12 protein-coding genes, 2 tRNA genes and 3 rRNA genes are annotated in these 22,536 nt (G+C 54.0%); all 17 read right to left on the minus strand.

Annotated features, from left to right (window positions below):
* Positions 1-3 precede the first annotated feature (3 nt).
* Positions 4-483 (minus strand): cellulose biosynthesis protein BcsD, encoded by a 480-nt coding sequence (bcsD, locus tag I6L74_RS07370; protein ID WP_059180397.1) that lies wholly within the window; start codon positions 481-483, stop codon positions 4-6.
* Entirely contained in the window at positions 483-4,508 is a 4,026-nt protein-coding gene (locus tag I6L74_RS07375) for a cellulose biosynthesis protein BcsC (protein ID WP_059180398.1), read from the minus strand. The genes bcsD and I6L74_RS07375 overlap by 1 nt, the downstream gene beginning before the upstream one ends.
* Positions 4,505-6,787: a cellulose biosynthesis cyclic di-GMP-binding regulatory protein BcsB gene (gene bcsB, locus I6L74_RS07380; RefSeq protein WP_059180399.1), complete on the minus strand. Its 2,283-nt coding sequence runs from the start codon at positions 6,785-6,787 to the stop codon at positions 4,505-4,507. The genes I6L74_RS07375 and bcsB overlap by 4 nt, the downstream gene beginning before the upstream one ends.
* On the minus strand, positions 6,784-8,883 hold the full coding sequence (bcsA, locus tag I6L74_RS07385; protein ID WP_059180400.1) for a UDP-forming cellulose synthase catalytic subunit: 2,100 nt from the start codon (positions 8,881-8,883) through the stop codon (positions 6,784-6,786). Before bcsA ends, bcsB begins: the two co-directional genes overlap by 4 nt.
* 18 nt (positions 8,884-8,901) lie before the next feature.
* A complete protein-coding gene (gene bcsQ / locus I6L74_RS07390) occupies positions 8,902-9,705 on the minus strand; it encodes a cellulose biosynthesis protein BcsQ (RefSeq protein ID WP_015960901.1) in 804 nt (267 codons plus the stop codon).
* Positions 9,696-10,208, minus strand: a complete 513-nt coding sequence (bcsO, locus tag I6L74_RS07395) for a cellulose biosynthesis protein BcsO (protein ID WP_059180401.1) — start codon at positions 10,206-10,208, stop codon at positions 9,696-9,698. Before bcsO ends, bcsQ begins: the two co-directional genes overlap by 10 nt.
* Positions 10,209-10,738: 530 nt before the next feature.
* A complete protein-coding gene (gene birA / locus I6L74_RS07400; RefSeq protein WP_059180402.1) occupies positions 10,739-11,701 on the minus strand; it encodes a bifunctional biotin--[acetyl-CoA-carboxylase] ligase/biotin operon repressor BirA in 963 nt (320 codons plus the stop codon).
* Entirely contained in the window at positions 11,698-12,726 is a 1,029-nt protein-coding gene (gene murB, locus I6L74_RS07405; protein ID WP_059180403.1) for a UDP-N-acetylmuramate dehydrogenase, read from the minus strand. Before murB ends, birA begins: the two co-directional genes overlap by 4 nt.
* A 148-nt stretch (positions 12,727-12,874) precedes the next feature.
* A 5S ribosomal RNA gene (gene rrf / locus I6L74_RS07410) occupies positions 12,875-12,990 on the minus strand.
* A 93-nt stretch (positions 12,991-13,083) separates the two neighbouring features.
* A 23S ribosomal RNA gene (locus tag I6L74_RS07415) occupies positions 13,084-15,993 on the minus strand.
* A 208-nt stretch (positions 15,994-16,201) separates the two neighbouring features.
* Positions 16,202-16,277: transfer RNA gene (locus tag I6L74_RS07420), tRNA-Ala, on the minus strand.
* Positions 16,278-16,387: 110 nt separating this feature from the next.
* Positions 16,388-16,464, minus strand: a tRNA-Ile gene (locus I6L74_RS07425).
* A gap of 70 nt (positions 16,465-16,534) precedes the next feature.
* A 16S ribosomal RNA gene (locus tag I6L74_RS07430) occupies positions 16,535-18,074 on the minus strand.
* The 16S, 23S and 5S rRNA genes sit together here with 2 tRNA genes alongside, the layout of an rRNA operon.
* Positions 18,075-18,476: 402 nt before the next feature.
* A complete protein-coding gene (hemG, locus tag I6L74_RS07435; protein WP_059180693.1) occupies positions 18,477-19,019 on the minus strand; it encodes a menaquinone-dependent protoporphyrinogen IX dehydrogenase in 543 nt (180 codons plus the stop codon).
* A gap of 11 nt (positions 19,020-19,030) precedes the next feature.
* Positions 19,031-20,482 carry a Trk system potassium transporter TrkH gene (gene trkH / locus I6L74_RS07440; RefSeq protein WP_059180694.1) on the minus strand — a complete coding sequence of 484 codons (1,452 nt, stop codon included), beginning with the start codon at positions 20,480-20,482 and terminating at the stop codon, positions 19,031-19,033.
* Between the two features lie 40 nt (positions 20,483-20,522).
* Positions 20,523-21,137: an IMPACT family protein gene (locus I6L74_RS07445; protein WP_059180695.1), complete on the minus strand. Its 615-nt coding sequence runs from the start codon at positions 21,135-21,137 to the stop codon at positions 20,523-20,525.
* A complete protein-coding gene (pepQ, locus tag I6L74_RS07450; protein WP_059180696.1) occupies positions 21,137-22,468 on the minus strand; it encodes a Xaa-Pro dipeptidase in 1,332 nt (443 codons plus the stop codon). The genes I6L74_RS07445 and pepQ overlap by 1 nt, the downstream gene beginning before the upstream one ends.
* Positions 22,469-22,536 lie beyond the last annotated feature (68 nt).

Genomic DNA, 22,536 nt, shown 5'->3' on the forward strand with positions numbered 1-22,536 from the left:
AGCTCATTGTGGGTTGTGGTAACGGAACTGCACGTCTGAAAGGGAAAAAAGACGCTCGCGACTCACCGTCACGTGCGCTTTTCCGCCCTGCCCCTGCATCCAGCGGACATAAAGCCCTTCCAGTATTGCACAGAAGGCATGGCACCAGCGGCTTTGCTGCTCATCAATCCGGCTCACCGGCAGGGCCTGATGACGCAGCGTAAGATCGGTATCGCTGGTTTCGATCTCCACACATCCCCAGCCAAAACGCGCCAGTTGCGCGTTGATATTCGCTTCGAGTTCACCCACAGTTTCGGATGGCGGGAGTGGATACTGATCGGCCAGCGCGATACCCATCTGGCGTAAGAACGGCTGGCTCTCCAGTTCGCCCACGTTGCGCACCATGCCGTCCACAATCAGCGCCAGCAGATCAAACCACCCTTCCGGCGTTTGCTGTCCGCGAAACCAACCCAATAGCGCAGGGTTTTCCAGTGTCGTTGTCATTATTTTTCTCCCAGCATGTAGCGGAAATAGAGCCCCGCCGTACTTTCGTTATAGCTGCCAAAGGTGTCATAACCCACTTTGCCGCCGATGGTCATGTCTTTGTTGACGTTGTAATCCACGCCGGCGCGCATCGTATAGCCAATGCCATTTTCAGACGTGCCTTTGTAAGTGGCTGTTTTCGCGAAACCGCTCTCGACCGCGCCTTCCAGCAGCTGCTGCCAGTTATCATTGGTCGGGAAATAGTCGCTACTGTCCTGGCTGTAGGATTGGTAGCCCACTGAGCCGCCCAGTTTCAGCTTCCAGTTATCGATTTTTTGCGAATAATCGATTGGCAGCGAGACGCTGACATAGTTCTGCGGACTGAAGTAGCCACCCTGACCAAAGGTGAACTGACTGAGATTTTTCGAGAAGTCCATCCAGCTCATGCTTAAACCGGTTTTCACTTCGCGGAAATCATCGTGATATGGCCGCAGATAGACGCCCGCATTGGTATTCATGCTGGTATTGCTCGCGACGTTTTCGCCGAGATAGCTGTAACCGCCGCCGCCCACATAAAAACCTGCATCGCCGTCGTCATAGCTCAGTTGCAAGCTCCCTCCGTTTTTGGTCACGCGACCCCAGCGCTTACCCGAGTATTTGTCTTCCAGCCCGACATACGAAAGAAGGCTATCGGTCACCGCGCGGCGTTCACCGGTCAGGATCAACGACAGGTAGTTTGTCAGTTTTGGCGACCATTTCACGCCCCCCACCAGCGTACTCAAATCCTGCCCTAACGGCGTGCTACCAACATCCAGACGATAATCCTTACCGCTGAGCGCCATGTTCAGTTCAACGCCATTCGCCTTTTGGGAATCCGTAGACACATCGCCGGGCTGATTAACGTTTGGCTTCAGATTTGATGCTTCGAGATAATCACCCACCTTTCCGCTATCGTAACTGCCCAATTTTGCCAGATTTAGCTGACCGTCGGAGCTGGTAAGGTTGTAGTCATTGCTATCCAGCGTCCCAAGGCCAGCCAACGACTCAGCACCAGGGTGAGCAGCGAGGTAAGTGGCACGCTCCGTTGCACTCATTGCCGCAATGGCTTTTTGTTCGTTCGTCGCTGTTGAAACCATATTCGAGGCGGCATTCGCCAGTGGGTTAGAACCAAAGCGACGCCACGCGTCTCCGCTGGCGCTACCCGCACTCAGCGTCACCGGTGTGGCGGTAAACTCGAAACGCGACTCACCAAACGGCGAGCTGGACCAGGTCAGCGGGGCTTTGGCTTCGGTCAGTTTGCTGGTGCCCGATTCGCCATCGCGACCGCGCACTTCGACGCCGCCCTGCAGCCACATGCCGGTCTGTTCGTCCATCCGCTGCATCATGTCGTCCACCTGACGCAGCGCGCGGCTTTGGGCCGTCTCCTGCGGCAAATCGGTACGCATCGTGCCCGGAAGCGTCGTGCCCGGCTCCCGTGCGGTTTGCGCCAGTTGCCACGGCAATGCGCTATCGCTGGACGTTGTCGCGCCTATCGCCTGTGACGAACGGCTGGTCGTGACGAACGGATTATCCGCCAGCAGCAGGCCGCCCATAGTCGGTGTCGCAGAGCTGTTGGTCGATTGCAGCCCCAGCAGCTTGCCGCGCGCGCTGCGCAGATAAGTCATCGCCTGCTGATGATTGCCCTGCGCCTCTTCCAGCCGTGCCAGTAAAATCAGACGCTGCGGCGACGTATCGCTTTGCAGGCCGTTGGCGAGCTGTTTCGCTTTGGCCACGTTATCTTCTGCCAGCGCCACATCGATTGCGCCCACGCGAGCGTCCTGAGTTGGCGTGTCCCGCGTCATCAGGTAGTCGTAAACCACACCCGCTTCTTTGTTCATTTTGCCGGTCTGATACAGACGCGCCATCGCAAACATCAGATCGGTATTTTGCGGATCGCTTTGCAGAGCGCGAATCAGCTTGTCATACGCTGCCGCATAGTTGCCCTGCTCACGAAGCTGATCCGCTTCATTGATCACATAGCCATTTCGCACGCCCGCAAGCTGCGTTGGCGTGCTACGCGAGAGCAATTCTGGATTCGACAGGAAACTCTGCGCTTCGCCGTTCAGCCCGGCCTGATTCAGCACCGCGACCTGATCGGCATAATCGCCCGCGTTCCCCTGCACGCCCTCACGCATATTGCTGCGTACCACCGACACGGCGGTAGTGAGATCGCCGCTTTGCGCCAGCATTCGCGCCAGTTTGCCCGCATCTGCCGGGCTTTCCGGCGGACGCGCTGACAGCGTTTTAAGCGTGTTCGCCGCTGCCACAGAATTCCCCTGCGCCAGATAGCGTTCAGCCGTCACCATTTGCAGATTGGTATTCACGCGCTGCGCCAGCTCGCGCATTTGTGGCGTCTGGCTGGCAGGAGAAATACGCGACAGAAGGGTTTGTGATTGCTGCCATGCCCCACTTTCACTGGCAAATAACGCCGCCGCGTACAGGGAACTTGCGCCAGCCCCCGGACGGGATACGGGTTGCATCACCGCCGCCGCTTCGCCATCCGCACCTGATTTTTGCAGCAAACGCGCCAGATCGAGACGTAACCATGGGTCATCCGGTAAACGCGCAATGCCCTGACGCAGAATGCCGATGGCCTGTTCGGTATTGCCGCTGGCCGCTGCCTGCTGCGCCTGACGACGAATCGGATCGCCCGGCAAACCCGCCACCACACGCGGCTGGAGCTTCGCCTGCAAACTCGCTGGCAACGTGCGCAGCATCGCCTGTGCGTCTTCCGTTTTGTTCTGCTCTTTCAGAACGTAATAGAGGTTTTCCCGCGCCGCGCCGTTTTGCGGCTGCTGGTTAATCAACTCACGCAGCGTCTGTTCGGCCTGCGGATAATCCTTGTTGTGGCGCAGCACATCGGCGCGGAACAGTTTGGCCGCCGTTCCACGTTCGCCACTTTGCTGCACCAGCGGCGCAGAGAGCGCCAGCGCCTGGCTGACGTTGCCCTCTCTCAGCGCCTGCTGCGCCTGGGCGAGTTGACCGTAAAATGCAGCGTCGTCGGCCTGCGTTTGGCGCTCCGTTGATGCGTCCCCGCCCTGGCTGGCGGCGCGTCCGAGATATTGCGCGGCCGCCTGATAGTCACCGCTGCGCTGAGCGATATACCCCATTCCCGCTAGCGCGTCGGCATCCTGCGGGTTGGTTTGCAGCACCTGCTCAAACTGACGTTTTGCCGCGTCGGTATTGCCGCTGTTCAACGCGGTATACCCTTCACCTTTCGCGGCACCGCCAATATTTTTGCGATAGTACGCCTGCACTTCGCTGTCCTGCGGATGACGTTGCAGCCAGGTGTCGTAGAACTGCTCGTCACCCGCTTTGGGTCCCAGCCACAGCAGCGCCTGACGCAAGCCTGCATCCGCGTCTTTGCTGCCACTCGCCATCTGTTGGAGCTGGATAATCCCGTCGCGGCGCGTGCTTTCCTGCCAGGTCAGCATTTTGCCCAACGTTACGCGTGCGGCGTTGTCCTGCGGGTTTTGCGCCGCAAAGCGCTGTAATTCCGCGAGTGCCTGCGGATAGCGCGATTTATCGCTGCCCATGGTCTGGTAATATTCGGGCGCCAGGCTCGCAGGCGGCGTGTCACCGCTAAACAGCGTTTTCCAGGTCGCCAGCGCGGCGGGAATATTACCGCTCCGCGCCTGCTGACGCGCCAGCGTCAGCGTGCCCTGCGGGACTTGCGTCATCTGTTTGGCATTATCCAGCGATTGCAAACTCGCATCGCCCGGCGAGACTTTTGCCAGCCGCGCACGCCACTGCGCCGCGCCCTGTAAATCACCGTTTTGCTGCGCCCACAATGCCATCAGATACAGCGCTTGCGTGTTGTTGGCATCAACCATCAACACCTTTTTGAGCGATTCGCTCGCCAGGTCATCGTGAGATTTTTCGTGCCAGTAGTTGGCCTGGTCGAACAACGCTTTCAGCGCCGCATCGTTTTGCGCCGCATAAGCCGCCGATCCAAACGCCAGCACGCCGGAGAGACAGATTGCCGATTTAATGGTTATTTTTTTCACTTTCCCGTCTCCGGATTCAAACGCTTACGCGCGCGCTTTTTCAGCCAGGCATACAGCCCCAACCCGCAAAGCGTACTCATGATCAGTCCCAGAATCGCCAGCAGCGCCGAGTGCTGGTTGGCGTACCAGACAATCATCATCTGGGTCGGCATTTCGCCGCTCGGGAACTGCGACCCCACGCGGAAGCTGCGTACGCCGTTTTCGTTGGTGATAATGGCCGCGTCACCGCGAATTCCGGCGTTGATGCGCGCGGAGGTTAAATCGTCATGCAGACGGGCTAACTGCTCGTCGTTACTGCCGAGCGCCATCACCACCAGACGATCGCTGCTCCACGGGGAACGGAAACTGACAAACCCGCGCCAGGCTTCGTTCGAGGAGAAATAGCGATCGGCTTCGACGCCATCGGAGGTCCAGTCGCCCGCCAGCCAGCGTTGCAGTTTCTGCCAGGTTGACGGGGTGCGAACGCCCAGCGTGTTGTCATGGGAGGTAAACGGCGAGCTGCTCAACAGCGCCTGGTTAAAGTCGTGCTGCGCCATGCCGCTGACCGCCAGAACATCGCGCGTGCGCAACAGCTCCAGATTGCCACCGGCTGTCGGCACGCCGAGCACCACGCGGTTGTTATACAGCGCCGTGCCGGTGGCATTACCGGAACGCGCTGCCATATCCAGCAGCGTCGCGATTTGCGTTTCGGTCGGCTGTTCAGGCAGCAGCAGAACGGTCTGCGAATAGTCGGCCAGACGCGTAAACGGGAAGGATGCGCCGACAAAATAGGAAAGATTCGGCAGAAGCGAGAAGTGGCGCGTGTGGCTCAGATCGATCCACGAGTCTTCGTCGATGCGGCTCTTGATGTTGTTGTTCATCAGCACGCTACACGGCGCGTTCTCTTTCGCCGTGATGTTGAAATAGAGCGACAGCTGGTTGTCGCCGTAAATCATGTACGGCTCAAGCGGCATGTCGAATTTCTCCTGCCGTGCATCGCCACCGACTTTGTGCCACAGCGTTTCCAGCGCGCCCTGCTTGTTGACCGGCAGGTTGTGCAGGAACGTGTCGTTCATGGTCATGCTCAGCCAGGACTTGTTTTCATCGATCCAGCTTTCGGTCGGGAAACGGTAGCCGATATGCAGCGGAATGGTTTCACCGTCCCACAGAAACAGATCCGGCGCGGCGCGGAAGGCCACGCGCAGCGGCGCATGCCAGATCCCGGTGACGGTCAGACTTTGATCCTTGCGGATCAGCTCTGAGAGCTTCACCGGACGATCGGTTGGGATCCAGCGCGGCGCGTCGTACGGCTTGCTCGCCGGGATCGTCTGCGTGGGGATCGTCATGCTGGCGGTTTGCTGCGTGAAGTTGCCCCGCGTCAGTCGCCATGCGGCGGTGCGCAGCGCCGCGTCGTCGTTACCGACGATCAGCAGCAGTTTATAAACCGGGTTCGCCGGGTTATCGATAACCTGCAGCATCGGCTGAGAAGACTGCGGCAGCGTCAGGCCACCAATTTTCTCACCGGGGTGGCCGATCAGAATGCCGTTTTTCTCTGGCAGCGTGTCGTGCAGCGCGGCAAATGAGACGCCGCGATAATCCGCCTGAATGCCGAGCCAGGAGGAGATCGACGCCGCTGCGCTGAGCGTATCGCTGCTGAGCGTGGGCCCAAAGGCGAAAGCAATGGTGGCCGGCGTCATCTGCATCGAATCAAAGAACGGGCGCGGGAAATGGCTGAGATCCGAGCCGATATCGAGCTGCTGGCCTTCCAAATCAAAGCGAGAGTCCGGCAGGATCGTGACGCGGTATTTTTCCGACAGATCGCGCTGGCACTGCATCGCATCGCCATCGTTAATCTTGAAGCTCAGGCTGTTGCTGGATACCAACAGCGCAGCGGGGATATCAAGCTGGAAGCGAGACACATCGCTGTCTGCCGCACCCAGCGGCACGGTGCCAAGCGGCTGACCGTTGAGCATCAGTTGCATAGTGGCGTTGCGCGTTGCCATTGCCGGAGAGACTTTCAGGTTCAACGAGAGTTGCGCGTTCGTGATGACCTGATCGACCGGGAGAGTGAAGTTCATCCCGCCCTGTAACTGGCCGCCGCTCAGCACCAGGCCCTGCGGCTGGCCCATCTGCGCCACGCTGATACTGTTTACCGTGGACGGCACAAAATTCGCCAGCACTGGCGTGGTCGGCGCGGGCATTTCTACCGGCAAGAGCGCCTCAACAGAGGTTTCTTCGCTATGCAGCGGCAGCGCAAATAACGACGCCGCCAGCAGAGTGAGTTTTGTCAGGTGCTTCATACGTTGCCGTCCTCCTGCACTTGCGCTTGCGCACGGCGGTTCTCCCGGCGCGTTTTCCACGTCAGCCAGAAGAGATCAAAGACGCAGCGCACGATGGTCAGCAGCGAACGGAACGGATTGTCCTGCGGTTTTGGCGGCTGGATCCACGCATCAGCGCGAGCCAATACCACGCGCACCAGTTCACGGCGGCGCGCCAGAGGAATATCTTCAAACATCAGGCGGATATACTCTTCGTCAGTGGCGACCACCTTCACCGGAATACTGATCGCACCCGATTGCAGCAGCAGTTCCACCTCTTCGATTTCATCCGTCAGATGGCGATCATCCGGGAGTTCGATACGGCAACCGCCCATCGATAAATCCGCCGTCTGGCTGCGGGAAGAGATCCCGCTGGCGTAGTGAATCAGCACCGGGATTTTGACGTCGATACGAATGGTTTTGCGCGTCTGGCGCGTTTCACGGGCGACGGCAATCGCCGCCAGCAGGAAGATCAGGCTGTAAAGTCCCCAACCGACGTTGAGCGCGATAACGCTGGGATCGACGCCGTAGTAGTCGTGGGCACACGCGCGAACGATACCGGCGATGACGCCGATAGCCAGCAAAATGGCGATCACCAGATGCGGGCGCACGACCCGGAAATCGAAGTAGCCGACGTTAAGCAGCGCCCCTTTATCCGTCACGTTGAACTTGCCGCGCTTCGGGAAAATCATGGTCACGGCAGTTGGCAATACCAGATGGAACGCCAGCACCAAATCGTAGATTTCGCCCCAGAAGCTGTAGCGATAGCGTCCGTTCATCCGCGAGTTGAGGTAAATCGCCAGGAACAGGTGCGGCAGCGCATAGGCAAACACCAGACCCGCCGACGAGTGAATGATGTTGAGGTTGAACAGCAGATAGGCCAGCGGCGCGGTTAAGAATGCGATACGCGGCAGCGCGAACTGATAGTAGAGCATGGCGCTGAGGTAGCACAGGCGCTGCTGAATCGTCAGCCCACGGCCTAACAGCGGGTTATCCAGACGGAAAATTTGCGTCATGCCACGTGCCCAACGGGTTCGCTGGATGACGTGCAGCACCAGACGTTCGGTAGCAAGACCGGCGGCCAGGGGGATATCAAGAAAGGCGGATTTCCAGCCGAGACGCTGCATTTTCAACGCGGTGTGCGCATCTTCGGTGACAGTTTCCACGGCGAAGCCGCCGATCTCTTCCAATGCGCTACGGCGGATAACCGCACAGGAGCCGCAGAAGAACGTGGCGTTCCAGTTGTCGTTACCCTGCTGGATTGGGCCGTAGAACAGCGTCCCTTCATTCGGGATATTGCGCCCGACGGAGAGGTTACGTTCGAACGGGTCCGGCGAATAGAAATAGTGCGGCGTTTGCACCAGTGCCAGCTTAGGATCTTTCAGGAACCCGCCCACGGTAGCTTGCAGGAAAATACGCGTGGCAACGTGGTCGCAGTCAAACACCGTAATCAGCTCACCCTGCGTCAGTTTCATCGCATGGTTCAGGTTGCCCGCTTTCGCGTGAGAGTTGTCGTTACGGGTGATATAACCCACGCCAACGTCTGCCGCGAAGACGGCAAACTCGCGGCGCTTCCCGTCATCGAGCAGGTAAATCTTCATTTTGTCGCGCGGGTAGTCGATACACTGCGCAGCCAGCACCGTATCACGCACCACGTCCAGCGATTCGTTATAGGTTGGGATGTAGACGTCAACCGTTGGCCATTTCGACATATCGTCGGGCAGCGGGACAATTTCACGCTTTAGCGGCCAGATGGTTTGCAGATAGTTGAGCAGCAAGAGCACCCAGACGTAGACTTCCGCCAGAAATAACCCCATCCCGAGTATTGTTTCAATCTCAGAATTAAAATGCAGGGTTTGCGTGAGGCGGAAATACATATAGCGGGTCGACATCAATAATGACATCACCACCATAATTACAGAAATACTGCGTCTTTTGCTAAAGCCCATTAAAAACAGAAGGCCAATACTGATAAAGCCGAAGATATATTGTTTCTGGCTGTCCATCGGCGTGATGATGATGAGCAAGGCAACAGGAATCATTGCTAAGGCCAGCAAAATAAATAGAAACTTTTTCATAGGTTGCTCTGCCTGAGTTTAAAACCCGGAATGACGCGGAAGGGTGTGAACAGTGCCGTCACCCACTTTCACTCCAAGAATACCCGCGACTTTTTTGGCAATAAGCTCAATGTCGAAGGCCGCGGCGGATGCCGGACTGAAGTCAAATACGGACTGTTGGGAGGCATTGGCTTCGCCAACGCTTTCGTCGCGGTGTACAACGCCCAGCAATTTGTCGCCAAGTTTATTTTCAACAAAGGCGGTGACATCACGACTGATCTGTCGGCGGTTGTCGCTTTGATTGAGGATAAAATAGTGCCCGGCTTTATGATTGAGCGCGCCGCCCGTCAGGCGTTGATTTTCAATTTGCGGCAACAGGGAGAGTGAAGCGGTGTCTGCCATCAGCGTAATCAAGTGCAGATCCGCCAGGCGTGACATCGCTTTTAAGGCTGGCGACGGTCCCGGTGGGAAATCGGCAATAATAATCAGCCCAGGATAATTCAAAAGGGTGCTTAAACCGCGCGTGAGGAAATGCTCATCATGTGTGAGTCGTTCTTCAAACGCCATGCGTTGCGGTTCGGTGGCATCGCCGTACGGCAACACAAATAAGTTTCCACCGGCTGTGAGCACAAACTGGCTCCAGTCGGAGGATTCTGCTGCTCTGGCAACGTAGCCACGGGTGTCAGAAAGCGGCACACCAAAATGCAGGCGTAACGCATTTTGCACATCGAAATCCAGCGCTAAAACCTTACTTCCCGAGCGCGCGAGCGCATAAGCCAGATTTGCGGTCATGGTCGTCTTACCCACGCCGCCTTTTGGCGAACAAATGCAAACTAACGGCATGTGGCGATCCTTTCCAGCAGGGAATTCAGGGGCTGATTTTTTTCAGCGGTGGGCGTCGGGGTGTTCGTCGCAGGCGCAAACAGACGCGAGAAATTCACCTCAGCCGGAGCAGGCGCAGGCATAACGGCACGAACCGATTCGGGTGCAGGTGCAGGTGCAGGTGCAGGTGCTACAGAGAGTGTGTCAGGCACTGCGGCAAGCTGCTCGGCAACGTCATTTAATATCGAAGGGGCATCATGAGACACCGTCTCAATCGCAACCCTGTCGGGCACGAAGGCAGCATCCGTCAGTGCAAATGCTTCAGGCGTGACGGGTTGCGGAATGGGTAAAGAGACGTGTCCCCCAACTGCAAGGGCATTTGTTTCCGTTGCTGGAAGAAGTTGATTAAGAATGGCCCAACTTCCTTGCTCGCTCCCCTGAGTTTGTCCTGAGAAGTCTTTAAAATCGAGCGCCTGATTGCGCGTTTTGTCCTTAAATCGCTGCAAATCATCATAGTGATTCATAGTTATACTCATGATTTACAAATACATAATGTACACACCACAGTTTGACTCACGTGGCCATTTACGATCGACAGACGAGTTTTATTCAGGTGTAGGTGTACAGTGACGTTGCAGAGTTAACTGAACGTTTATTATGGGCATGCTTAAATTATGGTTTTAATGCCGGGGTGTTTATTTACGACTTAACAGTAAACATCGACTCGACACATGCTAACTGTTTTTGAACGAAAAAAACACGGTGATCTCATTGACTTAACTAAAGGTAATTTACAGATTTAAAATTCAACGAATAAGTTAAAAGACAGATTTAAATATCGACTAAAAATGGTTAAATGGATTTTATACCTACTTAATGTGATTCCTGTTTTAATAAAAAGTTACCCTGAGAAATATTTAGAAATACTTTTTCGTCGTTAATTTTTGCCGACTTTCGTTAACTCCTTATTCTTACTAATATTCTTTCAAGGCCTACTACTTTAGGGGGGGTAATATACGCGCGCACAAAAAAGGGAGCCTTTGGCTCCCTTAGGTTATTCTGCGCTTCGCAGTGAGATTTCGCCACCCACCCACGGCTTTAAAATACCCTCCTGTTCTAGCAAGAGAGCACCTTGAGCATCGATGCCACGTGAAGTACCAAAGATCTCCTTATCACCAATAATCAGCTTCACCGGGCGATGAATAAAATTATCCAGCTTTTCCCAACGACCCAGGAACGGCGAAAGCCCTTCTTGCTCAAAAAGCGTTAATGATTGACGTAATTCTTTAATTAGACGCACAGCAAGAATATTACGATCAATAGTCACGCCCGCTTCCTGGAGCGTTATCCAACCCTGATTGACGACGTCCGCCTGCACGTTGCGCATGACCATATTGAGACCGGCACCGATCACGATCTGTGCTGCATCGCCGGTTTTCCCCGTCATTTCGACCAAAATGCCTGCAAGTTTCCGATCGTTCAGATAAAGATCGTTAGGCCATTTTACACGTACTTTATCCGCGCCCAGACTGTGCAACACTTCGGCAATCACGATGCCGATCACCAGACTTAAACCGATGGCGGCAGCCGGACCTTGTTCAAGACGCCAGAACATGGAGAGATAAAGATTTGCTCCAAACGGTGAGAACCACTTACGTCCCCGACGTCCCCGACCCGCCTGCTGATATTCAGCGACGCAGCTATCACCAGAGTTCAGTTCATTAATTCGGTCTAACAAATACTGATTTGTGGAGTCGATAACCGGCAGTACGGTCACTTTTCCCTGCTTCAACTGGCTGCGAATGACATTTTCATCCAATAGCTGAATAGGTTCCGGCAAACTATAGCCTTTGCCGGGTACAGTGAAAACATCAACGCCCCAGTCGCGCAGGGTCTGAATGTGCTTATTGATCGCCGCACGACTCATGCCCAAGCGTTCGCCCAGTTGCTCACCCGAGTGGAATTCACCATCAGCAAGAATGCTAATCAGCGTTAATGGAACGGTATTATCTCTCACGCAATCGTCTCCACGGCATTTACTTCACCCTTAGGTCCGATAAAACGGACCTCTGGTTCAAGCCAAACACCGAATTTATCGCCAACACATTGGCGAACATAATGGGCCAGAGCGACGACATCGTCGCTGGTCGCATTATTTTCATTGATCAGCACCAGAGCCTGCTGACGATGCACCGCTGCCCCCCCTTTTACCGAACCTTTGAGCTGACACTGATCGATAAGCCATCCAGCAGCCAGCTTCACCTCCCCGTCTGCCTGCGGGTAATGCGGTACGTTGGGCCATTCTGCGAGCAACGTTTTTGCCGATTCGCCGCTGATAACGGGGTTTTTGAAGAAACTACCGGCATTTCCATTTACTTTAGGATCGGGAAGTTTTGTCATCCGCATATGACATACAGCGTCGAAAACTTCACGCGCAGTGACTTTTGTCGGATCAAGGCGGGTTAAATCACCGTAGGTTAATACTGGCTGCCAGCGTTTTGCGAGGCGCAAACCCACGGACACGATGACATAGCGATCCTGATACTCATGCTTGAAAATACTGTCTCGATAACCAAAACGGCACTGTTCTGCGGTCAGGCGGCTCGCTTTTCCGGTCGCCAATTCGATGCAGTCGACATAGTCACAAACATGTTTAAGTTCAATGCCATAAGCACCAATATTCTGAATGGGGGAAGAGCCAACGCAGCCAGGAATCAGCGCCAGGTTTTCCAGCCCTGCCATCCCTTTTTCAAGCGTGAATTGCACCAATTTATGCCAGTTTTCACCCGCCCCTACATGCAGATGCCAGCTCTCATCCGTTTCACTAACCTCAATGCCCATAATGCGGTTAATAATGACTGTACCGGCAAAATCATCAAGGAAAAGGACGTTACTTCCTTCACCCAGGATCAGCACAGGTTGATTATTTTCAGTCGCCGTGTTCCACGCATCAAGAAGTTGGTGAGTATTATCGGCACGTACAATGTTATCGGCAATTCGTTGAATACCAAAGGTATTCCAGGGCTTAAGGTTATGATTCATAGACGCTATCCTGATGCAATTTCTGCGATAGTTTACCGTATATGTGAGTCGATTGGGGATTAGTTTGGCAGGAGGAAGTCTGAGATCTTACATAATGTCAAAAGCAAAAAACCCCGGACCTTGCGGACCGGGGTTCTTCTTTATTGATGCCTGGCAGTTCCCTACTCTCACATGGGGAGACCCCACACTACCATCGGCGCTACGGCGTTTCACTTCTGAGTTCGGCATGGGGTCAGGTGGGACCACCGCGCTAAAGCCGCCAGGCAAATTCTGTTATCAACATGCATCTCTGCACGTCAATTAATCTGTTATCAAGCTGAATATCGTCTCTTTCCGCCAAAACAGCTTCGGCGTTGTAAGGTTAAGCCTCACGGTTCATTAGTATCGGTTAGCTCAACGTATCGCTACGCTTACACACCCGACCTATCAACGTCGTAGTCTTCAACGTTCCTTCAGGACTCTCAAGGAGTCAGGGAGAACTCATCTCGGGGCAAGTTTCGTGCTTAGATGCTTTCAGCACTTATCTTTTCCGCATTTAGCTACCGGGCAATGCCATTGGCATGACAACCCGAACACCAGTGATGCGTCCACTCCGGTCCTCTCGTACTAGGAGCAGCCCCCCTCAATTCTCCAGCGCCCACGGCAGATAGGGACCGAACTGTCTCACGACGTTCTAAACCCAGCTCGCGTACCACTTTAAACGGCGAACAGCCGTACCCTTGGGACCTACTTCAGCCCCAGGATGTGATGAGCCGACATCGAGGTGCCAAACACCGCCGTCGATATGAACTCTTGGGCGGTATCAGCCTGTTATCCCCGGAGTACCTTTTATCCGTTGAGCGATGGCCCTTCCATTCAGAACCACCGGATCACTATGACCTGCTTTCGCACCTGCTCGAGCCGTCACTCTCGCAGTCAAGCTAGCTTATGCCATTGCACTAACCTCCTGATGTCCGACCAGGATTAGCTAACCTTCGTGCTCCTCCGTTACTCTTTAGGAGGAGACCGCCCCAGTCAAACTACCCACCAGACACTGTCCGCAACCCGGATTACGGGTCTACGTTAGAACACCAGCCATTAAAGGGTGGTATTTCAAGGTTGGCTCCACGCAGACTGGCGTCCACGCTTCAAAGCCTCCCACCTATCCTACACATCAAGGACCAGTGTTCAGTGTCAAGCTATAGTAAAGGTTCACGGGGTCTTTCCGTCTTGCCGCGGGTACACTGCATCTTCACAGCGAGTTCAATTTCACTGAGTCTCGGGTGGAGACAGCCTGGCCATCATTACGCCATTCGTGCAGGTCGGAACTTACCCGACAAGGAATTTCGCTACCTTAGGACCGTTATAGTTACGGCCGCCGTTTACCGGGGCTTCGATCAAGAGCTTCGCGTTGCCGCTAACCCCATCAATTAACCTTCCGGCACCGGGCAGGCGTCACACCGTATACGTCCACTTTCGTGTTTGCACAGTGCTGTGTTTTTAATAAACAGTTGCAGCCAGCTGGTATCTTCGACTGATTTCAGCTCCACGAGCAAGTCGCTTCACTTACCATCAGCGTGCCTTCTCCCGAAGTTACGGCACCATTTTGCCTAGTTCCTTCACCCGAGTTCTCTCAAGCGCCTTGGTATTCTCTACCTGACCACCTGTGTCGGTTTGGGGTACGATTTGATGTTACCTGATGCTTAGAGGCTTTTCCTGGAAGCAGGGCATTTGTTACTTCAGCACCGTAGTGCCTCGTCATCACACCTCAGCGTTAAAAAGCGTCCGGATTTACCTAAACGCTCCGCCTACATGCTTAAACCGGGACAACCGTCGCCCGGCTAACATAGCCTTCTCCGTCCCCCCTTCGCAGTAACACCGAGTACAGGAATATTAACCTGTTTCCCATCGACTACGCCTTTCGGCCTCGCCTTAGGGGTCGACTCACCCTGCCCCGATTAACGTTGGACAGGAACCCTTGGTCTTCCGGCGAGCGGGCTTTTCACCCGCTTTATCGTTACTTATGTCAGCATTCGCACTTCTGATACCTCCAGCATCCCTCACAGGACACCTTCGACGGCTTACAGAACGCTCCCCTACCCAACAACGCATAAGCGTCGCTGCCGCAGCTTCGGTGCACAGTTTAGCCCCGTTACATCTTCCGCGCAGGCCGACTCGACCAGTGAGCTATTACGCTTTCTTTAAATGATGGCTGCTTCTAAGCCAACATCCTGGCTGTCTGTGCCTTCCCACATCGTTTCCCACTTAACTGTGACTTTGGGACCTTAGCTGGCGGTCTGGGTTGTTTCCCTCTTCACGACGGACGTTAGCACCCGCCGTGTGTCTCCCGTGATAACATTCTTCGGTATTCGTAGTTTGCATCGGGTTGGTAAGCCGGGATGGCCCCCTAGCCGAAACAGTGCTCTACCCCCGAAGATGAGTTCACGAGGCGCTACCTAAATAGCTTTCGGGGAGAACCAGCTATCTCCCGGTTTGATTGGCCTTTCACCCCCAGCCACAAGTCATCCGCTAATTTTTCAACATTAGTCGGTTCGGTCCTCCAGTTAGTGTTACCCAACCTTCAACCTGCCCATGGCTAGATCACCGGGTTTCGGGTCTATACCCTGCAACTTAACGCCCAGTTAAGACTCGGTTTCCCTTCGGCTCCCCTATACGGTTAACCTTGCTACAGAATATAAGTCGCTGACCCATTATACAAAAGGTACGCAGTCACCCTGATAAATCAAGGCTCCCACTGCTTGTACGTACACGGTTTCAGGTTCTGTTTCACTCCCCTCGCCGGGGTTCTTTTCGCCTTTCCCTCACGGTACTGGTTCACTATCGGTCAGTCAGGAGTATTTAGCCTTGGAGGATGGTCCCCCCATATTCAGACAGGATACCACGTGTCCCGCCCTACTCTTCGAACTCACAGTATGTGCATTTTTGTGTACGGGAGTATCACCCTGTACCCTGCGACTTTCCAGACGCTTCCACTAACACACAAACTGATTCAGGTTCTGGGCTGTTCCCCGTTCGCTCGCCGCTACTGGGGGAATCTCGGTTGATTTCTTTTCCTCAGGGTACTTAGATGTTTCAGTTCCCCTGGTTCGCTTCGTTAAGCTATGTATTCACTTAACGATAGTGCAACGGATTGCACTGGGTTTCCCCATTCGGAAATCGTCGGTTATAACGGTTCATATCACCTTACCGACGCTTATCGCAGATTAGCACGTCCTTCATCGCCTCTGACTGCCTAGGCATCCACCGTGTACGCTTAGTCGCTTAACCTCACAACCCGAAGATGTTTCGTAAAACACCCACAGTGTTGCGAAAATTTGAGAGACTCGAACACACCGCTTACCTGCTCTTATTACGGAGAGCAGACACAGTGTGTCGTTTCAATTTTCAGCTTGATCCAGATTTTTAAAGAGCAAAACTTCGCAGCGCACCTTTTCAGGTACACTCTGAAGTTTTCTTGTTTTCAGCAGTAAAAGGATGGTGGAGCTATGCGGGATCGAACCGCAGACCTCCTGCGTGCAAGGCAGGCGCTCTCCCAGCTGAGCTATAACCCCATCGTAAATGCAAATCTCGTTACCGACAATTTTTCCTGAGACAAGGCGTGGAAGAACGAAGCATACTGAAGTATGCGAGTTATTTCGCAACGCAGTATTCAGGGAAAATTTGGTAGGCCTGAGTGGACTTGAACCACCGACCTCACCCTTATCAGGGGTGCGCTCTAACCACCTGAGCTACAAGCCTGCAGAGATTCTTTACTGCTTATTTTTCATCAGACAATCTGTGTGGACACTACAAAGGCAGGTTCTTCAGGTAAGGAGGTGATCCAACCGCAGGTTCCCCTACGGTTACCTTGTTACGACTTCACCCCAGTCATGAATCACAAAGTGGTAAGCGCCCTCCCGAAGGTTAAGCTACCTACTTCTTTTGCAACCCACTCCCATGGTGTGACGGGCGGTGTGTACAAGGCCCGGGAACGTATTCACCGTAGCATTCTGATCTACGATTACTAGCGATTCCGACTTCACGGAGTCGAGTTGCAGACTCCGATCCGGACTACGACATACTTTGTGAGGTCCGCTTGCTCTCGCGAGGTCGCTTCTCTTTGTATATGCCATTGTAGCACGTGTGTAGCCCTACTCGTAAGGGCCATGATGACTTGACGTCATCCCCACCTTCCTCCAGTTTATCACTGGCAGTCTCCTTTGAGTTCCCGGCCGAACCGCTGGCAACAAAGGATAAGGGTTGCGCTCGTTGCGGGACTTAACCCAACATTTCACAACACGAGCTGACGACAGCCATGCAGCACCTGTCTCAGAGTTCCCGAAGGCACCAAAGCATCTCTGCTAAGTTCTCTGGATGTCAAGAGTAGGTAAGGTTCTTCGCGTTGCATCGAATTAAACCACATGCTCCACCGCTTGTGCGGGCCCCCGTCAATTCATTTGAGTTTTAACCTTGCGGCCGTACTCCCCAGGCGGTCGACTTAACGCGTTAGCTCCGGAAGCCACTCCTCAAGGGAACAACCTCCAAGTCGACATCGTTTACGGCGTGGACTACCAGGGTATCTAATCCTGTTTGCTCCCCACGCTTTCGCACCTGAGCGTCAGTCTTTGTCCAGGGGGCCGCCTTCGCCACCGGTATTCCTCCAGATCTCTACGCATTTCACCGCTACACCTGGAATTCTACCCCCCTCTACAAGACTCTAGCCTGCCAGTTTCGAATGCAGTTCCCAGGTTGAGCCCGGGGATTTCACATCCGACTTGACAGACCGCCTGCGTGCGCTTTACGCCCAGTAATTCCGATTAACGCTTGCACCCTCCGTATTACCGCGGCTGCTGGCACGGAGTTAGCCGGTGCTTCTTCTGCGAGTAACGTCAATCACTGTGGTTATTAACCACAATGCCTTCCTCCTCGCTGAAAGTACTTTACAACCCGAAGGCCTTCTTCATACACGCGGCATGGCTGCATCAGGCTTGCGCCCATTGTGCAATATTCCCCACTGCTGCCTCCCGTAGGAGTCTGGACCGTGTCTCAGTTCCAGTGTGGCTGGTCATCCTCTCAGACCAGCTAGGGATCGTCGCCTAGGTGAGCCATTACCCCACCTACTAGCTAATCCCATCTGGGCACATCTGATGGCAAGAGGCCCGAAGGTCCCCCTCTTTGGTCTTGCGACGTTATGCGGTATTAGCTACCGTTTCCAGTAGTTATCCCCCTCCATCAGGCAGTTTCCCAGACATTACTCACCCGTCCGCCGCTCGTCACCCGAGAGCAAGCTCTCTGTGCTACCGCTCGACTTGCATGTGTTAGGCCTGCCGCCAGCGTTCAATCTGAGCCATGATCAAACTCTTCAATTTAAGTTTGATGCTCGTGTTTCTTTATTTCTAAAGAAAAGAACTTCGTAATGAATTACGTATGTTCACTCACTGAGACTTGGTTATTCATTTAGCGTCCGAAGACGTTTAGAATCCATGTCACTTTGAGTGCCCACACAGATTGTCTGATAAATTGTTAAAGAGCAGTGCAACGCGGCTTTCGCTCACCGTTGCGAGGTCCCGTATAATACGTTTTCCTCATTCAGAGTCAAGCGTTTATTTTCGCTTTTCTCTGCCGGCGTTCATCGCTGAACCCCGCTGACCCGGCGGCTTGTGTTCCGTTGTTCCGTGTCAGTGGAGGCGCATTATAGGGAGTTATTCTGAGGTGACAAGCATAAATTTCAAAAAAGTTTTCGTTCGCTTATTTTTCAAACTTTACGTTTATTAAATCCGCGCATTGGCCGTTAATTGTGCGATTTCCCGCGCAAAACTGGCGACCTGTTGCCAGTCGGTATAGACCACTTCTTTAGTTGTATCGGTTTCCCCGCCTGTCATCTTCATAATTAAACGAATCATAAAGCGGTCAAGCCAGCGATAACGGGGATAACGCAGCGCGCCAGCAAACACGGCGCATAACTTTGGCTGCCAGGGAGAGCTCAGCAGGAACTTACGCGTATAGCTGTTCGTCTGTGGCGTACGCTTCTCTGCTTTACGCGCTACGAGGTTCACAGAATAGAAAGCGCTCGGCATCGCATTCAACGTGGCTGCATGCTTCTTCACGAAGCGATCAACTGCTGGATGAAAGTGTCCGTACCGAATCGACGCACCAATCACCACACGGTCGTAGTCTTGCCAAACAATCTCTTCCGTACGATTCAGATTCACTACGTCGGCATAAATGCCCTGCTCTTTTAATTCAGACGCCAGATAAGAGGCAATCTCGCGCGTCTGTCCGTCACGTGTGGAGAATAGTATTAATGTCTTCACCAGATACTTCCTTAATCGCGCCAGAATGTTGGGGTGAACAGCACCAGCAGCGTAAAGACCTCAAGACGCCCAAAAAGCATATTGGCAATCAAGATCCATTTCGCCACCGGATTCATACTGGCAAAGTTGTCCGCTACGACGCCAAGCCCTGGCCCGAGGTTATTAAGCGTTGCCACGACAGACGCAAACGCCGAAAAATCATCAACGCCGGTCGCAATAATGGCCAGCATGCTGACAATAAAGACCAGCGCATAAGCCGAGAAGAAGCCCCATACCGCTTCGAGGATACGTTCCGGTAACGCGCGGTTACCAAGCTTAATACTGTAGACCGCGTTCGGATGCACCAGTCGTTTCAGCTCACGGTTCCCCTGTTTAAACAGCAGAAGGATACGAATCACCTTCAATCCCCCGCCCGTCGACCCCGCACACCCGCCTATAAAGGCAGAGCATAAAAGCAAGACCGGCAGGAACAGCGGCCAGCGGGAAATACTGTCCGTCGTAAACCCCGCGGTGGTCGCCATCGACACAACCTGGAAGAACGCCTGGTTGAGAGTGGTAACTGCCGAGCTGTAAACATCGTGGAGCCACAAGACCGATGTACAAATCACCACCAGCGTTAACTGCACTCCAATAAACATCCTGAACTCCGGGTCGCGCCAGTACACCTTCAAACTACGTCCACTTAATAAAGAGAAGTGAAGACCATAGTTACAGCCGGAGATCAGTAAGAAGACAGCAATGATGGTGTTGATGGTCGGACTGTCGAAATACCCCACGCTGGCGTCGTGCGTGGAGAATCCGCCAATCGCAATCGTCGAGAAGCTGTGCCCTATCGCATCAAACGCAGGCATCCCGGCAAACCAGAGGGCCAGCGCGCAGGCAACGGTCAGCAACACATAGATGAACCAGAGGGTTTTGGCCGTCTCCGCAATACGCGGGCGCATCTTATTATCTTTAAGCGGCCCGGGCATTTCCGCGCGATAGAGCTGCATCCCCCCGACCCCCAGAATAGGCAGAATCGCAACGGCTAATACGATGATCCCCATACCACCGAACCACTGCAGCATCTGACGATAAAAAAGAATCGCATGCGGTAACGAATCTAACCCCACCAGCGTCGTCGCACCCGTGGTCGTCAACCCGGAAAAGGATTCAAAGAAGGCATCGGTGACCGTCAGGTTAGGCTGCTCCGCGAAGATAAACGGCAGCGCCCCCACGCTTCCCAGCACGGTCCAGAACAGAACCACGATCAGAAAGCCTTCGCGGGATTTCAGTTCGCCCTTTTCACGACGGTTTGGCCACCACAGCATGGAACCAATCACCAGCGCAGCAAAGAAGGTTTGTGTGAACGCACGCCCCGCGCCGTCCCGATAGATAAGCGCCACCAGTCCAGGGAGAATCATCGTCCCGGAGAAGAGGATAACCAGCAGTCCAACGATTCGGGTTATGGCACGAAAATGCATCTCTGCCGTTTCCTTTGGTATTCAGAAAGTAAGGTGGGGATTATTCTTCAATCGGCAGCAATTGCAACGCACCGCGACTAAAATCAGCCAGTTTTGCTGAAAAAGCCGAGTGCTCCGCCAGAGGAAGTGCCACGCGTAATTGAACCGTCGCCTGGTAATCACTTTGCACAATCACACCGTTAAATTGCTTAAGTAACGTCTCAATGCCGGACAACTGGGCGTAATCACACAACAAAGTATATTCGGTTAATGGCGTTTTGCGGAGGGTATTAAGCTGATTAAGCGCCTGCTGAACGCCACCACCGTAGGCCTTAACCAGCCCGCCGGTACCTAATAATATGCCGCCATAATAACGAACGACGACCGCGGTAATTTCACCGACGCCACTCCCCATCAGCTGAGAGAGCATCGGTTTACCGGCCGTTCCTGCAGGTTCACCATCATCAGAGAATCCCAGCTGTTGCGAATCGTTCGGTGCGCCGGCGACCCACGCCACGCAATGGTGGCGGGCGTCGGGATGGTCTGCACGAACCGACTCAACAAACGCTTTCGCCGCCTCCACGCCGTCGGTGTGAGACAACAGCGTGATAAAACGGCTTTTTTTAATCTCTTCAGAGAAGGTGACCGGCTCGGCCGGTATCAGCCAACTGTCCATCACGCCAGCTTCTGATCTCGCGTCATGTTCTCGATATTGTTCTCGTGAACCACCACGTTATCTTCAATACGAATACCACCAAACGGTTTCAGCGCATCAATTTTCTGCCAGTTGAAGTGCTTGCTGAACTGGCCTTCACGCCACGGATTCAACAGAGAATCAATAAAGTAGATGCCCGGCTCGATGGTCAACACCATGCGCGGTTCCAGCACGCGGGTGCAACGCAGGTACGGATATTTAGACGGCGCCGCCAGGTGCGTACCCATATCATCCTGCATAAAACCGGCCACATCATGTACCTGCAGACCCAGCGGATGGCCAATCCCATGTGGCATAAATGGCCCGGTGAGATCGTTTTCGACCATCGCCTCTTCGCTCATATCCGTCACAATCTGATGCTTACGCAGCAGCTTAGCGATGCGCTGATGGAACTGAATATGATAGTCAACATAGCTCGTGCCCGCTTTCATGGTGCTGATAAGCGCCAGCTGTTCGTCGTTCACGTCTTTAATCAAATGCGCAAAATCGGTATCGCTGTTGGCAGCCCAGGTACGCGTCAGATCCGCCGCGTAACCGTTGTACTCAGCACCCGCATCCAGCAGGAAGCTGCGAATTTCAGAAGGCGCGCGGTGATCCAGTTTGGTGTAGTGCAGAACGGAGGCGTGCTCGTTCAGCGCCACGATATTCCCGTAAGGCACATCGGTATCACGATGACCCGTCGCCGTCAGGTAAGCCTGGTTAATATCAAACTCGCTCATGCCGGACAGGAAGGCTTCATGCGCAGCCTGATGACCATTCACTGCGGTTTTCTGTGCTTCACGCATGCAGGACAGTTCATAGTCGGTCTTATAAGCGCGGTAGTAATGCAGATAATCGATCACGCCTTTCGGGTTGATTTTGTCTGCTGGAATATCCAGAGCCAAAGCGCGCTCAGGAACCGGTCCGATGTAAGCGATGTTGCCGCGTGTAGCGGGTAACTGGCTGCCAATAGCATCCGCTTTCGGCAGCGCAATCACATCCACTTCTTCCGTCCAGAACGTCGTCGGCAGCGGCTCAACGTTGTGCCAGTAATCGACCGGCAAGTAGAACCACAGTTTCGGTTTGTTCACGCCATCAACCAGCAACCAGCAGTTGGGAACCTGTGTCACTGGAACCCAGGCTTTGAACTGTGGATTTACCTTGAAAGGATAAGCATGGTCATCGAGGAAGACATTCAACAGCTCACCGGAGTGGATAAGCAGCGCATCGAGTTTATAGCGAGCCAATACGTCGCGGGTACGCTCTTGCAACGTAACAATATGATTTTTATAAAGTGCTGCCAGTGAGTCCATCATTATTCCTTTCATGTTTGAGCTCTAGTCTTCGCATCTTAGCACACCTCACTTATCCTGCGTGATCT

The organism is Lelliottia amnigena, assembly GCF_019047465.1.
GTDB classification, from domain to species: Bacteria; Pseudomonadota; Gammaproteobacteria; order Enterobacterales; family Enterobacteriaceae; genus Enterobacter; species Enterobacter amnigenus.